15 protein-coding genes are annotated in these 15,530 nt (G+C 64.4%); 2 read left to right on the forward strand and 13 right to left on the reverse strand.

All coding sequences use genetic code 11. The features are described 5' to 3' along the window. Window positions 1-93: 93 nt before the first annotated feature. The 9 genes from RIC11_RS11005 to RIC11_RS11045 form a co-directional block, all read right to left on the reverse strand. Entirely contained in the window at window positions 94-426 is a 333-nt protein-coding gene (locus tag RIC11_RS11005; RefSeq protein ID WP_350211168.1) for an HNH endonuclease, read from the reverse strand. Between the two features lie 20 nt (window positions 427-446). Further along, entirely contained in the window at window positions 447-842 is a 396-nt protein-coding gene (locus tag RIC11_RS11010) for a hypothetical protein (RefSeq protein WP_350211170.1), read from the reverse strand. Further along, window positions 842-2,236: an AAA family ATPase gene (locus tag RIC11_RS11015; protein WP_350211171.1), complete on the reverse strand. Its 1,395-nt coding sequence runs from the start codon at window positions 2,234-2,236 to the stop codon at window positions 842-844. The genes RIC11_RS11010 and RIC11_RS11015 overlap by 1 nt, the downstream gene beginning before the upstream one ends. Next, window positions 2,233-2,928: a hypothetical protein gene (locus RIC11_RS11020; RefSeq protein ID WP_350211173.1), complete on the reverse strand. Its 696-nt coding sequence runs from the start codon at window positions 2,926-2,928 to the stop codon at window positions 2,233-2,235. Before RIC11_RS11020 ends, RIC11_RS11015 begins: the two co-directional genes overlap by 4 nt. Before the next feature lie 156 nt (window positions 2,929-3,084). Continuing rightward, window positions 3,085-3,207, reverse strand: coding sequence for a hypothetical protein (locus RIC11_RS11025; RefSeq protein ID WP_350211175.1), 123 nt, complete (start codon window positions 3,205-3,207; stop codon window positions 3,085-3,087). Continuing rightward, the gene (locus RIC11_RS11030; RefSeq protein WP_350211177.1) at window positions 3,204-3,782 is read right to left on the reverse strand and encodes a hypothetical protein; all 579 of its coding nucleotides are present in this window, start codon (window positions 3,780-3,782) and stop codon (window positions 3,204-3,206) included. The genes RIC11_RS11025 and RIC11_RS11030 overlap by 4 nt, the downstream gene beginning before the upstream one ends. Window positions 3,783-3,809: 27 nt before the next feature. Continuing rightward, window positions 3,810-4,016: a helix-turn-helix domain-containing protein gene (locus RIC11_RS11035; RefSeq protein WP_350211179.1), complete on the reverse strand. Its 207-nt coding sequence runs from the start codon at window positions 4,014-4,016 to the stop codon at window positions 3,810-3,812. A gap of 206 nt (window positions 4,017-4,222) precedes the next feature. Continuing rightward, on the reverse strand, window positions 4,223-5,149 hold the full coding sequence (locus tag RIC11_RS11040; RefSeq protein ID WP_350211181.1) for a hypothetical protein: 927 nt from the start codon (window positions 5,147-5,149) through the stop codon (window positions 4,223-4,225). Between the two features lie 558 nt (window positions 5,150-5,707). Continuing rightward, complete coding sequence (locus RIC11_RS11045; protein ID WP_350211183.1) at window positions 5,708-7,783, reverse strand: hypothetical protein; 2,076 nt, start codon at window positions 7,781-7,783, stop codon at window positions 5,708-5,710. A 324-nt stretch (window positions 7,784-8,107) separates the two neighbouring features. On the opposite strand from RIC11_RS11045, the gene RIC11_RS11050 reads away from it, so the two are divergent. Next, a complete protein-coding gene (locus RIC11_RS11050; RefSeq protein ID WP_350211185.1) occupies window positions 8,108-8,347 on the forward strand; it encodes a transposase in 240 nt (79 codons plus the stop codon). Between the two features lie 83 nt (window positions 8,348-8,430). After that, window positions 8,431-8,742, forward strand: coding sequence for a hypothetical protein (locus tag RIC11_RS11055; protein WP_350211187.1), 312 nt, complete (start codon window positions 8,431-8,433; stop codon window positions 8,740-8,742). Window positions 8,743-9,000: 258 nt separating this feature from the next. On the opposite strand, the gene RIC11_RS11060 is transcribed toward RIC11_RS11055, so the two are convergent. The 4 genes from RIC11_RS11060 to RIC11_RS11075 all read right to left on the reverse strand — a co-directional run bounded on the left by RIC11_RS11060 (window position 9,001) and on the right by RIC11_RS11075 (window position 15,517). Further along, on the reverse strand, window positions 9,001-10,485 hold the full coding sequence (locus tag RIC11_RS11060; protein WP_350211189.1) for a GxGYxYP domain-containing protein: 1,485 nt from the start codon (window positions 10,483-10,485) through the stop codon (window positions 9,001-9,003). A 541-nt stretch (window positions 10,486-11,026) separates the two neighbouring features. After that, complete coding sequence (locus RIC11_RS11065) at window positions 11,027-13,276, reverse strand: GH92 family glycosyl hydrolase (RefSeq protein WP_350211191.1); 2,250 nt, start codon at window positions 13,274-13,276, stop codon at window positions 11,027-11,029. 32 nt (window positions 13,277-13,308) lie between these two features. Continuing rightward, window positions 13,309-15,009, reverse strand: coding sequence for a LamG-like jellyroll fold domain-containing protein (locus RIC11_RS11070; protein WP_350211193.1), 1,701 nt, complete (start codon window positions 15,007-15,009; stop codon window positions 13,309-13,311). Then, the gene (locus tag RIC11_RS11075; RefSeq protein WP_350211195.1) at window positions 15,002-15,517 is read right to left on the reverse strand and encodes a sigma-70 family RNA polymerase sigma factor; all 516 of its coding nucleotides are present in this window, start codon (window positions 15,515-15,517) and stop codon (window positions 15,002-15,004) included. Before RIC11_RS11075 ends, RIC11_RS11070 begins: the two co-directional genes overlap by 8 nt. Between the last annotated feature and the right edge of the window lie 13 nt (window positions 15,518-15,530).

Genomic DNA, 15,530 nt, shown 5'->3' on the forward strand with positions numbered 1-15,530 from the left:
CCCCCTATGCAAAACCGTGGAAAAAATCAGCGAGTCTCTCGCCCCGACTAACAGCCGGTTCGCGTTAGAAACAGACGGCCCCCCCTACCCCCTTCACTCCCCGCGGTTGGTGCGTCGCGAATGACAGCCCTTGCATAACGCCTCGAGGTTGCCCCACGTGAGAGCCAGGTCGGGCCGGTCGGCTCGCTTCTCGCGGTGGTGAACTTCCGCGGCCGCCGTGGTGCGTCCCGCCGATAGGCAGTCGCGGCATAACGGGTGTTCGGCCAGGAACGCGGCCCGCAGCTTCCGCCAGGCACGCGAGCAATAGAACGGGTCCGATGGCCGCGTCCGGTCGTAGCTGCGTCGCTGGGTTCGGTGGCATGCTTCGCACTTGCCACGTGATAGCCGCCGGCATCGGCCGCAGCGTCGTAGGGGGGCGGTCGCCATGGGTTGCTACCTAAAGCGAGTTAGGTGTCTGTGTTCTTCCGTTGGTTGGTCGGCTCGCGGGCCGGGGTAGTACCTTCGGGCCGTCCCCAGGGCCACGTCGCCCCGCAGGCCATGCACCGCTCGAGCAGCCCCCCGGCCGCGTCGGTCCGGTAGGCCACGGCGTCCGCCTCGAGGTCGGCGTCGCATCGCGGGCAACGGGTCGGGTCCAGGTAGGGCGGTTCGTCGTCTCGCCCCTCGAGCATCCGGGCCAGGTCCGCCGCATAGTGCCGCACGGCCGCCCGGTCGGCGTCGATCAGTCGCCCGGCCGGGTCGCGTATCCGCAGCTCGCCATCGACCACGCGGAGCCCCACGCCCCACTTGGCCAGCAGCTCGGCGAGCACGCCCATCGAGTGCGGCGTCGCTGGCGGGTAGCTCATTACGGGGCCTCCCATCCGGCGAGGTCTCCCACAGAGTCCGCCACAGTCTCCCCAGTGTTCGCCAAGGAATTACCCTTGGCAGACTCTGGGAACTCTTGGCAGACTCTGGCGGATTCCGCCGAGGGGGGCAGCCGCCACAGCCAGGGGCCGCCGAACCCATCGGGGGCGTTTTCGACTCCCAACTTCGCCTTGGCCCGGTCGAGCGTCCGCTCGCTCACGCCATCCCGGCGGGCGTCCGACTTCAACTCCTTGCCAGGTCGCGGCCCCATCGCCAACGCCTCGCGGAGCCATCGCACGGCCTCATCGAGGGCCGAGCCGTCGCCGTCGCGGCCCGACGATTCGCGAGCCATGGCCTCATCGGCTGACATTTCCACGGGGACCGACTCCCACAGCAGCCGGGCCGGGTCGCCGCCGATACTGAACGCCAAGCCGCCGGCGTCCGGGCCGAGGTTGTTTTTGCCGGGCAGCAACAGCCGCCGCCCCTTGGTGTCGGGGTCCGGCGATAGGTGCCAGACGCTACGGGCCAGCCCCGTAAACGCTCGCGAGCCGAGGGCCGTGTCGTCGGCAAACGTCCCGGCCGACTTCCGCCGGTGGGCGATGATGAGCACGGCCGCCCCGGTCTCCTCGGCCATCTTCGCTACGGGGGCCAGCACGGCCCGCACTTCGTTATCGCGGTGGGCGTCGCAGCGGCCGCCGAGAAAGCTTCCGATGGGGTCGATACAAACCAGCCGGCAGTCGGCCACTTGCTCGAGCGTCTCCCGCAGCGGCCCCACGTCGGCCAGCGTGAACCCTAGTTCGGTCGTCTCGTCGCCATCGGTCCGCACAACGCCCCGCAGCGAATGCACGCGGCTCGGGTCGGCGTGGTGGGCGTCTAGCCGCGGCCTCACGGTGTCGGCCGCGTCGTCCTCCGCCCCGACCAGCACAACCGAGCCCCGCTCGCACGTGGCCCCATCGGGCCAGGGGCTCCCCGTGGTGATACGGGCCGCAATGTCGCAGCTCAGAAACGACTTGCCGCAGCCCGGCATCCCGACCAGCAACGAAACACGCCCCGCCGCGATACGCCCCGGCCACAACCAGCGAATCGGTTTCGGCGTCACTTCCGCCATACAAACAACCGAGGGCCGCCAGCCGCTCGGCGGTTCCGGCTTAGCGTCGCCGCTAGCCGCCTCGAGGTCCGCCCGTACGGCCTCCGTTGCAACCGTCGCCGCTATGTCGGCCACGGCCTCGGGGTCGAGCCCCAACGCCTCAGCGGCCGCCTCAGCGAACTTGCCACGCTTCCACGCCACGGCCGGGTCGAAACGGTCCAGGTGAACCCGCTCGCCTCTGACGGCCACCACTTTGCGAGCCCCGGTGCGGTCCGGCTTGCCGAGGGCTATCTCGAGGGCTCCGCTCATTCGATGGCCCCTCCCCGCAACGCGGCCGCCATGGCGGACAGCTTGCCGCTATCAAACGCCGGGCCGGTCGCCTTGGGCTTCGGCGGTTCGGGGTCACGCCACGCAAGCTCGGCCGCTTCGGCGTCGGCGTCGGTCCCGCTTAGCGGGTCGGGCAGCATCCGCAGCCGTCGCACCGCAGCCCCGATACGCTCCTCGCTGCTGCTGCCGGCCAGTGAGCACGCAACGCGGTGGGCGTGGTCGGCCAGGTCACGCGGCAACCGGGCCGCCTCGAGGAACTCATCGCACAGCCGGGCCGCTACCCGCTGGGCGTCGTCGCTCAGGTCGGCCCACTTGTGCGGCGTCGCGGCGTCGCCATCGAGCCCCAGCCGCTCGGCCGCGTCGGTCGCCTTGGCGGCTACCGTCGATTCGGTTTCGCCGGTCTCGTTTGCCGGTGCCGTGGTCGGGCTCGTGTTCGCGACGATTCGCCGGCAGCGGTCCAGGCACGCATCTTGTAGCCAGGTGGGCAACGGGCCGAGGGTCGCCTCGAGGTACAACTCATTCGCCCGCAGCACGCCTTGAAGCGTTTGTAGTTGCCCCGCCTCGAGGTCGCCGTCGCCGGTCAGGCCCGCAGCACGGGCCGCGGTGTCTACCTTCGCGAACGCCTTACGGTGGGCGGCCGCATCGTGTCGCCACCCTTCGCCATCGTGTATCATTTGTGTGTCCTTTCGATATGACCCGGCGGCCCCTCGGCCTTGAACGAATGAGGGGCTCGCCGGGTTGTTTCGTTATTGCCCCCGCTCCTCGCGGAGCCGTTCGTACTTCGCCCGGATTGCGTCGACTTGTGCCCGCAGCGGGGCCTTACTCATCGCCTAGAGGTTGAAATAGCCCGGCAGAATCCCGAGCGGTCCCGAGAACCCGGTCGCCCGAACTCGGTTCATCACTAGGGCCTGAAACGCGGTGGGCTTGGTCGGCTTCTTTTCACGTGTGGTCATTGGTCGATTACCAGTTGAGATTTAAGAATGAGCCGCAGCCGACGCTCGGCCTCGGCGGTGTCGTCGTCGTTTTGCTCGGCCAGCTTCCGCAGGTGCCGCTCCTCGCGGTCTGCGTTCGTCACGTGCCCCACAGCCTCATGCCATCGCGGGTCGCTTTGCAGCGTCAGCCGCTCGAATTCCTCGCGGGCGTGTTGGCGGTTGAGCAGTGCCCCGGGCAGCAGGTCGCCCGAACGCCCATTGGCCGCTGCCGCCTCGAGTAGCTCCCGGCGGGTTTCCTCGCGGTGGGCCTTCGCCTCGGTAGCGGAACGCCGGTTGTCCTCCGCCAGCCGGTCGAGCAGGGCGGCCCCCTGCCGGCATAACTCGAGCCGCTCGCGGGCATGGTTGAACCGCTGTGCCAGCAGCTTGTCGCGGGTCGCGGCCAGCTTTTTCGGGTCCAGGTCGCCGGGCCGATTCACGAGCCCGGTAACTTGCCGCTCGAGGTCCGCCTCGGCCGCCTCGAGGGCGTCGCGGGTTTCGTTGTGGTCGGCCACGTCGGCGGCCAGGTCGTCGTTGTGTTGGGGGGTCGGTAGCTTCACAGTGTGTCTTTTCGGTTGGGGTGTGATTCACTCCGCGTCAGGCGAAGCAACAGCCTCGAGCAACTCCGAACGCAGGAACCGCCATTGGTTGCCCAGTTGTGAACCGGGCAGCCGGCCCGCTTTGGCCAGCTTCCAGGCGGTGCGTTCGGAAACGCGGAGCAGACGGGCCGCCTCATGCAGCGTCAGCACTTCGCTGTCGCTCTGACTCTGGGCGGGCTTAACACGTGCGAGCATGGCTATGCCCTCCGGGTGAAACGGTGCGAGTGCGTCTCGCGTGCCGCATAGTTCACGCGATACCGACGCAGGGCTCAAACGCTCACGGAAACTGTGAGAGCAACAAAAAACGCCACGGGCCGGCTTCGGCTCGTGGCGTTCGGTAGTGGGCCGCTTGCGGTTTTTTTCCGCCGCTTGGCAACTGTGAGAGCTAACAGTGCGAACTGCTAGAGCACGCCCCGTCTATTAAGGTCGTCGCGGTATTGCTCGAGCGTCAGGTGGTGTCGCTTTAGGTGAGTCTTTACAGCATGAATGGCGTTCTCAATTGTCGTGTGCCATTCGTGTCCCGGTTCCAACAAGTCCGTCGGCGTAACCTTTGGGATTTGAATCCCGTTGTCGCCACACCAATCGTAGAACGCTACATCCTTGCGAGGGTTACCCTTGAGCCCTTGCTTAGCCTTCCACTCTGGCCACGCTTCGTTGTACCGAGCCCATGCCCACGCGATGCGGAACCGTAGCCGCTCCTCATCGGCGGTCAGGGTCGGCCCCCGCCGCTTCCCCTTTGGTTCCGGCTTCGGCGTCGCGGGCTGCGGCTCCGGTTTTGGCAGCGGCAGCATCGTGAACAACTTCCCTGCCGCTTCTCGTGCCGCTTGCAGGTACGGCTCCTCGCCCGTGCCGTTGAAATCGTCAGCCTGCCGCACGGCCTCCACGGCCGCGGTGTGGGCTTCGTAGGCGGCGTCTATGCGTTGTGCAGCGAACGGGCCACGGCCCGCATCCTCGCACCACTGCTGGGCTTCCCGGTAGCAACGCAGCAGCGGGGGCTCGCCGCCGTTCGGCCCGCGGAAACGCTTCAGAAGGTAGGCGGTGCGGCCGCCAGGGTCGGTGTAGACGCCTTCCTCGGTTGGATTGAGGCAGCGGAACCGCTCCTCGTCCCAACGCTTCCACGGCAGCGGCCAGCGGTGCAGGTCCCGCTCGTTTTGACGCCGCACGGCCCGCTGTTCTGCCCAGGGTAGGCCCGGCCCAGATAGAACCCGCAACGCTTGGCGGTCCCGCTCGAGGGCCATCTCTAGGAATGCCTGTTCAATCCGCAACCGGTGAAGGAACCGGCAAAGGGGGTGCGTGCCGTCAGTCTGTAGCCGCGTCGTGTAACCCATCACTGCCGCCTCCCTCGCGGCTCCCAACGCTCAGAAAGCGAGGGGGCGGGGCGGTTGGGATACCCGCCGATTCGGCCGCTAAGCCTAGCCCCCTCGCGTGGTCGCTCCGGTAGCTTAACCGGTCGCCGCGGCCTCTCGAATGACACGCAGAATGGCCCGCCGGTCGGCGTCGGTCAGGTACGGCCAAGCGTCGCGAATCACAGCGAGGGCCGGGTCGGTGTCTCCACCCCCTGCGTCACCCTCGCCGGAAATCGCGGTTTCTCCCGACGATTCCGGCGGTGGTTCGACTCCCCTACGGGGTACCTTTGCGCTCTCAGAACCCCGGGAAACACAGCGTTTCTCGGGGTTTTTCGTTCCGGGTGGCACACTTTGGGGGGCGATGCTGGCGGCTTCCGGGGGCAGGTCAGCCCATCTTCTACCCGTCATAAACGGCGGCGGCGCGTCGGTTCTCGGCGGCGGCGCCTGGTGTTTCCCCCGCTGGGGACAGCCGCAATAGGGAACATCGGTTGCCGGGGCGACGCGTCTGCCAGGCCGGTGTCTCGCACCGAAGCCCCACGACTAAGAACTGGGTTGAAGCTCTACACTGACTTCGACTCCTGCGGGTCGCCCGTCGTGTCGCAGCAGAACGGTTCGCGACGCTTCGTCCCATTGCACATCCTGACACGGTGACCCGTCCACCGTAATCCTGGCCGGAGCGGATGACAGCCGAATGCGTGTACTGGCGCGAATCCCTTCGGGCGTCGAGATCTGATAAGTCAGCCTCCGGCCATCACAGTTCCATGCTTCCACACGTCCCGCGGCTGCCAACAGCAAAGGGTCCTTTGACGAGACGGCCTGCAGGTCGAGCAGCCATGCTTGCTCGCCAGGACGGACAGTTACTTCTCTACAGACGGACAAGTGCGGATCGAGTAAATCGAGGAAGGCGCCTCGCATAACCAATGGATCGTTGCTCACCGCTTCGTCCAGCACTGCGGCAATCACGTACGGCCCCCGCCGTAATCGCAGGTAGTTGCGTTCTTCCCAGTCACCCCCACCTGACTCGACGGCGCCGCGCACGACACGCCGGAACTCTTCCGCGTTCGTTTCCGACCGCGAGTAGTAAGAGGGGTGCTTCCGCCTGACGATTGCGCGCCCCTTACGGCATTCAAATTCCCCGGCATCGGGCGCCAACGGCATGCCTAGGCATTCAAACAGGTGCTGGCTGGGGCTGCTGTAGGATCGACCCGACTGATTCCACCACTCGCGCACGGCGTGGAATGGATCGGTGTCGGCTCCGACATAGATCAGCGTGCCGCCGGCCTCGACCCATCGAGCCAGAGCGAGATGAACGCCAGGCTGCAGCGGCTTCATGAACTCGTAGCTGAGCACCAGCACGCGGTAGTCGTCGAGGTAGCCCGGGACGCGGAGGACGTTGTCCAATTGAACAGGCCGAACCGGGACGCCGTGTTTGATGAGTGGCAAGGTCAGCCCATAAAAACTCGACAAGCTGTGGATCTCGTCTCGAGTCTGCCTTGAGTCGTCGTCGGGGCTATCGGCGAGGCCTTCGCTGAAGGCGGGATCGGCGCGTTGAAACATGGCTGAGTCGGCTAGGAAAACACCAATCGGCTGCGTGCCTCCGCCATAGTCAACACTGGGCTGCCGCATGTCCCGCAACTGGTTGAAGACAACGGCAAGAGTGGTCGCGTAATCACCACCAATCCTGGTCGCGTCTGGGCTATTCGCCGGGTAGCGTTCTTGGAAGACGCGTTTGGGCCACGGAGAAACTTCGTAACGCCAAACGTCGTGATGCAACAGCGACGCGACGAGGGTGCGGATGTAGTTTGCTCGGTAATCACCCCAATCGTGTCTTGGGTTATCCTCGATCGGATCATGGAGGAACCACATCCGGCGGCCGGTCCCACGGGTGAGTTCTTGCATGATTCCGTACTCTAGGTATGCCGTTTCCAGCGTTCTTTCCGCCGTCCGACCAGCGTAGGTGTTTGGCGTTCGTGCCGTGCCGGTCCACACCTGCGCGATGTAGCCGTCGACGCCCGGCAGGTCGATCAACGCCGACTCGGGGCTCACGATTCTCCATTGCGTGTAGTTCAGCAAGCTGTGCGTCGGCACGTAGAAACGCACGGGCCGGTTGTGCCGGACGAGCGCGTACTCCTTCATGGATGAGCAGAGCCGATCGAGCGTTCGCCTGTACAGGTAATACTTGAGTTTGCTAGCGCGGTACTGGGCGTCGACGCTGCTGTCGGGTCGCTGCCACGGCTCGTTGTAGTAGATCTGCCACTCGCGTTTAAACGCCTCACTGAAACCCGCTCGCGCCCAGAATTCCGGCTCTTCCAGGTGCACGCCCACCACTCCATGGTCTATTGCTCGCTTCACACCGCCTTCCAAATACTGGCTGAACGCCACCGATGGAACCATGTAAGGCTTTGTCGCTCCGTGCAGAATCTGACTCCCGTCTGCCGCGACTTGCGCTTCGTCCCAATGGTTGCGTCCATCGAACGCGCCCTCTAGGTAATCCTGGTAGGCGCCCCACGACACGCCGGTCATCAGGTGCAGGACGTACCCGGCCTGCTTCCATTGCGACAAGCGATCCTCCATCGACGGACCGATCCCGTACGCCATCACGAAGTCGGTCTGCAAATCAAACTTCGGCCCGATTGACCCAGACTGCTGGAAACCTGTGTGCTCAAGTTGACGCGGTGTAATCAGGTCGGGGATTGGGTCGGCGGACCGGGCAGCCGCGACGCACATCAAGCACAGCGCGCAGGATATGCCTCCTTGAGTCCTCATTATGCCTCGGCGGAGAGCAGTAAGCGTTTGGATCATTCCTTTACCTTTCTAGTGCGAAGTCTCGATCCGTGGCGTGCTTAACCCTTGCTCAGCGAACGTCGTGAGACGCCTGAAAGAGGGCCTTGTTGATGGACCAATCGTCCCCACGTGGAGGAGCGGCCTGGGACTGACCCCGTGACTGACGACCTGCGAACCCGGCTCGGCGACGAGCATTGGCTGCTTGTCTCCGAGACCCAGCCGGGGCTCGAGGGCGGCTGCCCGACGGTCGATCGGCGGGTCTGCCTCGAGGGCGTACCTTGGATGATCCGCTGCGGCTCGCGCTGCAGGACCTTTCCGCCTCGGTTCTCTTCACGCCTGACGGTACACCGTCGCTTTGTCGAGTGGGCTAGCACCGGTGAGCCCGATCGGGCGTAGGAGCGCGTGCCGCGTGCGAACGACCGCGAGCACAAGAGTGACCAGCGAGAGGGCCTAGCCGATTGGGCATTCATCCCGATTGATTGAGGGACGAGCACGTCGGCAAGACCACGCTGATCAAAGGAAGCGAGATCGTGGCGTTCGCCGACGCGACCGAGACGCCGCTCGCTATCGACAACGCATCGCACAGCCAAGCCGAGGTGAACCTCCTCTGGGCTTTGTTCGAGTCGTTGGCGACAACGCGGCCTTCGGCCGTCATGCTTATCTCGGGCGACTCCGGGCCTTCGGCGCCATGTGATCAGCCCGATGTGGCGATCGACGTGTCGGCTTGGCGAAACATGGCTGTCTGCCGTCTGGTCGCAATCCGGCTTGGCTGGAGCCTGCGTCGTTACTGACGGCGTTCGAGAAGCGCACGCAGTGTGCTTTGGCAGCACAACTTTCGTTGCCCTCTCGTGGGGCACGAGGCTTGCTTGCATATCTACCACGCCAACGGCGCCCTCGCCTGCCTCGCGATGCTCGATGAGCCGTTGTCAGCCACGAACGACTCAGCCGGACGCCGATCGCAAATGCGTCAGGGCGCCGCTGAATACCATAGGTCTCCTTCACCGTCGGGCTAAGAGTGCCCACGGAGCAAGAAACGTTCTTCTTGCGGGTTAGTCAGCTCCGCCGAGCCCCTCGCGGTTGTTTCTGAGGTGGACAAACAGTTCGTCAAGAGTCACGACTTCGACGCCGGGACTGAGGTTTGCGACGATGTACGCAAGGTTGCTCATTGGGTCGCCTTGGGCCCCGCCGGCCTTGCCTACCGACCACGGGTGGACGTTGACGATCGAGTACGACGCGACATCGTTGAGCGGATCGCGGGGCGCCTTGTTTAATTTATCGACCAAGCTGTTCGGTGTTTCGAAGCCGTCCCAAAGCGTGTAGCGGACCGAGGCGATCGGCGTCCCCCGATGCCAGTAGGTCGCGCCGTTGTTGCCGGCGTACGCGTCGGCGTGTGTTTTAAACATGACGCCGTCGATCTCTGGCTGCGACGCCAAGGCATTGAGCACCTGGGTGTCATAGACCACGTCGAGCACCGAGACCACGTTGTGATCAATCCGCGCCATCGCCGCTGCGGTAGCCATGGCGTAACCGATAGGATCGGTTTGCTGACTCGGATAGTTGATCCCGCGTCCGCCGGCGGTAACAAACGTAGTTGGTGACCGGTCGCCGGCCGCTTCGTCGTAGAAGTATTTCAACGCCGTTGCGTTGATTGCGGAGATCTCGGGCGTGAGATCGAAGGTCATGGGGAAGGTCCCCCGATGCGGCGAGCCAAACCACCGGCCATCTCTCGCAAAGGAACCTGTCAGCCACTGAGCGTTGTCGCCATCGCTCATAACGAAAGCCACGTAGTGGCTGTTGCGCGAGGTTGGCGTAGTGGGGTCGGCCTTCGCCGGGCGAGGCGGTAGCTCCACCTCCCACCGCGAAGGGGCCGCCGCGGAGCGTAGGAAGTCTGCTGGTACGGTCGTCAGGTTATTCTCGGCGGCGGACTGGAAGAACTCGGCCTCGCTGTTGTTGTGTCCCCAGCCGAGGACCACCGAGTGGTCGTTCTGGCCGGCGAGGAATCGGTCGCGCGCCGCGCCCGCTGCGTCGAAAACGAAGCCGTTTGTCAAGACAGCGTAACTGCGTACCTCGTATTTCTTACTCGATTGCTGGCGGAATATGACATCGCGATTGAACGTGAAATTATCGTAGACCCAGTCGTACGACCGGCCACGGACGTCCGCAAGCTCGTCCAGCCCGGCGAGTGAGAGGGCCCTCCGCAGCGGGCCGGCCAGCTGAGATTCGTGTACCATGACAGCGTCTGCGGCGCCGGCGACGCTCGTCGCGTGGTTGATCGTCTCATCGTTGTAGACGACGTAACCTTTCAGCTTCGGCGCGTAGCGTTCGACGAACCAGGACGGATCGTTCCGCCAGACGACAGCCGTGGCCGGGTTGTTCTCGACATGGCGGTCAAGCCAAAACTCGGGATCCCCGCTGGGCTCCGACCTCCGGTGAGCCATGTGGACCTCGGGCGAGGTCCTCGCCACCACCCCCGCTAAGCTCGCCACCAGCGTGCGGCGCGCATCGTCTGCGCCATCCATGTCGAAGACGTACACCGTAGGAGGATTTGCCGCACGCGATACAGCGCCCAGTAACCCGGCGCACATAGCAGCCGAGCACGCAAACCCCAGGGCTGTGGTTGCGTTTGCGGCGTTCGTGAAGTACCTGGGCTGCCTGTGTCTAGCCATGGTGACTGAAGCAACAAAGTCTGCTGATCGGGAATCGAGCCAAGTGCGCATTCGATGCCGAGTCTGCTAGGCGTGCGCTCGCGATTGGCTGGAATAAGCCCTCTGTGATTTGTTAAAGCAGCAGCTAGATCGAGGGGCGACCGCGAGCGCCTCGGAGCGAGCAGAGCAATTCAAGGTCTTGTGACGCAAGCTGGTCCGTTGCGACGGCTGGGCGACCACACAAGACGCCGCGGACACGCCGTGGCCGCTGCGATCCGCTAATGAGTCGCGAGCGATAAGCGCTTTGTCGCTTGGTCCTCAGGGCGCGGTTTCGTTGACATTGCTATCCGAGCGAGTCGAAGGTGACGACGTGCCGCTTCTCCTCAGGAGCCACAACGCCTGTCGCCGAGTCGGTCCGGATCCGGTGCGGCTACCGACGCGCGTTGTCCTCGCTACGCTCAAAGGGGCGGGCGTCCGGCCGTTGCCCATAGGCCTTGTCCGGCTGGTCGGCCACGGCGAAACGGAGCCGTCCTCCTGCGGCGAGTTCATCGTGCTCGATCCAGGAACGGCTTAACGGGAGCCCGTTTAGCTCGACGCCGGTAACGTAGCGATTGGCGTCCGACACGTTGGGAGTCTCTAGAACTAACGTCTTTTTCTCAGGCAGCCGAATCGTGGCGCGTTCAAAGCGTGGCGATCCGATCACATAGCCTGGCTCGCCCGGACAGACTGGGTAGAAGCCCAGTGTGCTGAACAGATACCAGGCCGACATCTGCCCGTTGTCCTCGTCGCCGCAGTAGCCGTCCGGCCCGGGGCCGTAGAGTTCATCGACGACCCGTCGGATCGGGTCCGCTCCCTTCCACGGCGCACCGGCGAAGCTGTAGAGGTAGAGGACATGATGCACGGGTTGGTTGCCGTGGGCGTATTGGCCCATACCGCCGGCGACCATCTCGGTCATCTCGTGGATTTCTCTTCCGTAGTGACCAATCCCGAAAGTGGGATCGGCGTCGAGCATTGCGTCTAGCTTGTCGATGAACGCGTGGTCACCACCCATGAGTCCGATCAGGCCCGGCACGTCATGGAGAACCGACCAGCTGTAATGCCAAGCACTCCCTTCCGTGAACGGGCCTCCCCACTCGTCGGCTGCGAACGGCTCTCGCCAGCTGCCGTCGCGCAGCCGGCCGCGCATGAAGCCGACTCTCGAATCAAACACGTTCCGATAGTTCTGCGCGCGTCGCAGCAGGGCGGCCGCCGCTTGGTCGCGGCCGGTCGCCAACGCGACTTGAGCCACGCACCAATCGTCGTAGGCGAATTCGAGTGTTCTCGCGGTCGCTTCGCCGACCTCGTCGCAGGGCACATAGCCGAGTTCGAGGTACGGCGCCAAGCCTCTCCGGCCTACCCCGAGTTTGTCGCCAACCACCGTGGCGTCGCGTAGGCAGCCCGCCAGCGCCGTGTCGACGTCGAAGTCGTCGATGCCTTTGCTAAGTGCGTCGGCGATAAGTGACTCGACGTGGGTGCCGATCATGCAGTCTCGGTAGCCGGGGCTGGCCCACTTCGGAAACCAGCCACCCTCGCGATAAGCGTTGATCCAGCCACGGATGATCGACGCGTTCAGGTCGGGATCGATGAGGCTCAGCAAAGGGTAGACGGCCCGGAACGTGTCCCAGAAGCCGTTGTCGGCGTACATTTCTCCCGGTTCGACGCGGCCGCTGTACGGGCTGTAGTGCACGGTGGCGCCGTTGTCGTCGACTTCGTGGAGAATGCGCGGGAAGAGGAAGAAGCGGTACAGGCACGAGTAGAAGGTGACGCACTGGTGCGGCGTCGCGCCTTCGATCTGGATGCACGCGAGTCGGTTGTTCCAAGCGTCCCTCGATCTGCTTCGTACCTGATCGTAGTTGCTTGCGCCGACCTCACGCCGGAGATTAGTCGCCGCCTGGTCGTGGCTGATGAATGACGTGCCGATCTTCAGGGTGACAGACCGGCCGTCGGACGGCCGGAGTCGGAGGACACAGGTCCGTCGCGCGTTGCCCTTGTGAGAGTCGTCGACGAGCTCGATCGGGCAGTCGAAATCCGCGACGAAGCGGCAGCCGAAATCGCCCTCCACGCCACCTTGATTCGTCCGCGCCGTTCCGCGGACGGTCCGCGTCGATGCGTCGACCTCAACCTCGCCTGCCTCGCAAACGTCCAGAAGGATCCGGCACGGTTGGGCGTCGGGGTAGTCGATGCGAAACACACCGCAGCGGGTGGTCGAAGTCATGGCGACTCCGATATCAAAGTCGGCTAGCCGCACGCGGTACTCGTAGGGATGCGCGGACTCTTCTTCGTGGCTGTATGCGGAGGAAATGGGTAACGGAGCGCCTTCGAGGAAGGGCATCAGGGAGAACTGACCGTAGTCGCCCATCCAAGGGCTCGGCTGATGAGTGGCCTGGAAGCCTCGCAGGCGAGTCGCACCGTACTGGTAGATCCAGCCTGTGTGATCGCCCGTGCGTGGCGTCCAAAACGTCATCCCGTGGGGTGCAGCTACCGCCGGGTAGGTGTTGCCTTGGGAGAACTCGAACGTCGAATCCGTACCGACCAGCGGGTTGACCCAATCCGCGTTGTTGCCAGCTAAGCTCGCCGGGCCGAGCAGCAGGAACGCCACGCACGACAGACGGGCGAGCTTTACGCGGTAGGGGAAGCACACGGGACAAGTCTCCAATCGATCAGACCGATTGCTCAGGGGCGCCCTTGAACGTACAGCTCACCGATTTCCTTGCCGGACAAGGGGCGGCTGAACAGCAGGAGCTCGTCGATCCTTCCATTGAGGCTGCGGACCGTGTGGTCGACGAATCCCTCGCCGACCCAGTTTCCGATCTCGGCAGCGCCGAACCGTATCTTTGTTTCCTCCTCGATCGGCAGTCTCGCGACGGGTTTGCCATCGAGATAGTGCGTGACGCGCTTCTCTCCACCGTCGTAGACACAAGCGACGTGCAGCCAACGGCCGACGTCGAGCAGTCGAAGCACGCTCGGAGACAGGTAGTCCGACGACACGTCTCCCGCCTTCACGCCGAGCAAGAGTTGCCCGGTCTCGGTGAACTGCCAGTGCGGCTCACCCAACTCGTGCCCGTCGGTGAGCAAGATCGAGCTGAGCCAGCGATCGAAGCCATCGATCCGCAACCAGCAAGAGAAGGTTACGGATTCGTACTCGCCGGGAATGCTGAGACGTACGCGGTCGTTCAAGCGCTTGAACTCGAGAGCTCGCTTCCACGGCCACCGCCCTTCGGACCATTGGCAACCAACGATCGCGCCCTCGAGCGAATCGGCTGCGTGCGGGCCATCGTGGAGCAACATTCGTTGCCACTCGTGATCGGCGTTGAAGCCGTAATTCAGCACGACGCTTTCGTCGGCTTTTAGGCGGCTCCTGTAGTCCTGCCACTGCGCAACGCGGCTCGTCGATTCTCGACTGGCGAGCTCGGCGAGCCGCTGACGGCCGAGGAAGTCTATCGGGCTCGCGTTGACCAAGCTGGTGCTTCCGCCACGATCCGTGCGGATCGCCTGCCCAATCCGAAGGATTTGAGGCTCGTCGGCGGCCGGGGAGCGAGCCGCCGACGTCGAGGGCTCGAGCCGCACCTCCCCGTCAAGCACGTGGACCTCGTCGCCGCCCGCTCCGACACGTACCGCGAACTCCGTGCCGAGGTCGACGACACGCTTCGACGGCGTCTCGACGACGAAACCGATCGCCGGGTTGGGGACGTTCGCTCGTATCTTGCCGGCCACACAACGCATGGCCATCGCGCTTTGCAGCTCGATTTCGGCGGGAGCCTCGAGGACAACGTTCGCCCCACTCAAGAACTCGATTTGAGCGACCCCGCGCGTCAGCCGCAGGCGGCCGCGGCCGAGTGCGGATCCGATGTGACAATCCGCTCTATCGCCCCACCGCGCGTCGAGTGTTTTGGTGACAACAGCGATGGTCTCCGAGTCCTTCTCGCGAAAACGTTGGATGCTCGGGTTGTCGAGCCGCTGGAAGCCGTCGGCCGCGGTGATGGGAGGTGACTGCGCGACGGGGACGACGCCGGTCGGTTCCGCGCGCCAGGCTATCGCGACTAGGCCCGTTGCCGCGACCGCCAGAGCCACGGGCGCCCATCTAGTGGCGTGCCGGGTGAGCCATTTCGATACGGCGTTCTCTTGATCGCGGCGACGCGATCGCCTTGCGAGCGTGAATGGGTCGAACCCACTACGGACGAGGTCATCGTGCAGGGCGGCGTGCAGATCGAACCATCGGACGTAGTAGGCGAGCGTATCGTCGTCGTGGGCAAGGATTTGTCGGAGGCGCGCTGCGTCGGACTCCGAGAGTGAGCCGTCGGTCAGTTGGCTGATCAGCCGGATCGCCTCGCGCGAAACGCGACGCCATCGACCTTCTTGACTGTTGCTAGGCATGGCCCGCTCGGATGCGTCGTTGGATACACTCCATCAGCCCGAGGCGGATGCGCCGCAGGGTCATCTTCACGGCCCCCTCACTCTTACCGAGGAGTGAGGCGATTTGGACGACCGGCGTCTCCGCGCGATACCGCATGCCGAGCAGGTTCATCTGCTCGTCGGTTAGCTCGGTCAAACAATGCCGCAACGCGACCCGTCGCTCGTCGGTGTCCTCTAAGACGGAGGACGATGCGATTGCCGCCTCGATTCGATCCTGGTCGATAAACACCCTTGACCGCTTAGAATCACGCATGTGGCTGAGTGCTTTGTAATAGGCGACCTCTCGTGCCCAAGCCTTGAAGTTGGACCCCGGTTGGAACTCGCCGGCCTTCTTCCACAGCACGAGGTTCGTCTCCTGCAGAACGTTGTTGGCCTCCTGGACCCCGCCCAACAGCATACAAATGTAGGAAAACAGGGCGGGCTGGGCATCGGTTAGATGCGTTACGAAATCCGATTCTCGGTCGTCCATGTCGTTGGGGACT

Source organism: Botrimarina sp., from assembly GCF_040219535.1.
Taxonomy (GTDB): domain Bacteria; phylum Planctomycetota; class Planctomycetia; order Pirellulales; family Lacipirellulaceae; genus Botrimarina.

Coding starts and splice junctions, on each gene's coding strand:
- RIC11_RS11070 (WP_350211193.1), bottom strand. CDS start 15,009: ATGCCTAGCAACAGTCAAGAAGGTCGATGGCGTCGCGTTTCGCGCGAG.
- RIC11_RS11075 (WP_350211195.1), bottom strand. CDS start 15,517: ATGGACGACCGAGAATCGGATTTCGTAACGCATCTAACCGATGCCCAG.
- RIC11_RS11040 (WP_350211181.1), bottom strand. CDS start 5,149: ATGGGTTACACGACGCGGCTACAGACTGACGGCACGCACCCCCTTTGC.
- RIC11_RS11025 (WP_350211175.1), bottom strand. CDS start 3,207: ATGACCACACGTGAAAAGAAGCCGACCAAGCCCACCGCGTTTCAGGCC.
- RIC11_RS11035 (WP_350211179.1), bottom strand. CDS start 4,016: ATGCTCGCACGTGTTAAGCCCGCCCAGAGTCAGAGCGACAGCGAAGTG.
- RIC11_RS11020 (WP_350211173.1), bottom strand. CDS start 2,928: ATGATACACGATGGCGAAGGGTGGCGACACGATGCGGCCGCCCACCGT.
- RIC11_RS11015 (WP_350211171.1), bottom strand. CDS start 2,236: ATGAGCGGAGCCCTCGAGATAGCCCTCGGCAAGCCGGACCGCACCGGG.
- RIC11_RS11005 (WP_350211168.1), bottom strand. CDS start 426: ATGGCGACCGCCCCCCTACGACGCTGCGGCCGATGCCGGCGGCTATCA.
- RIC11_RS11010 (WP_350211170.1), bottom strand. CDS start 842: ATGAGCTACCCGCCAGCGACGCCGCACTCGATGGGCGTGCTCGCCGAG.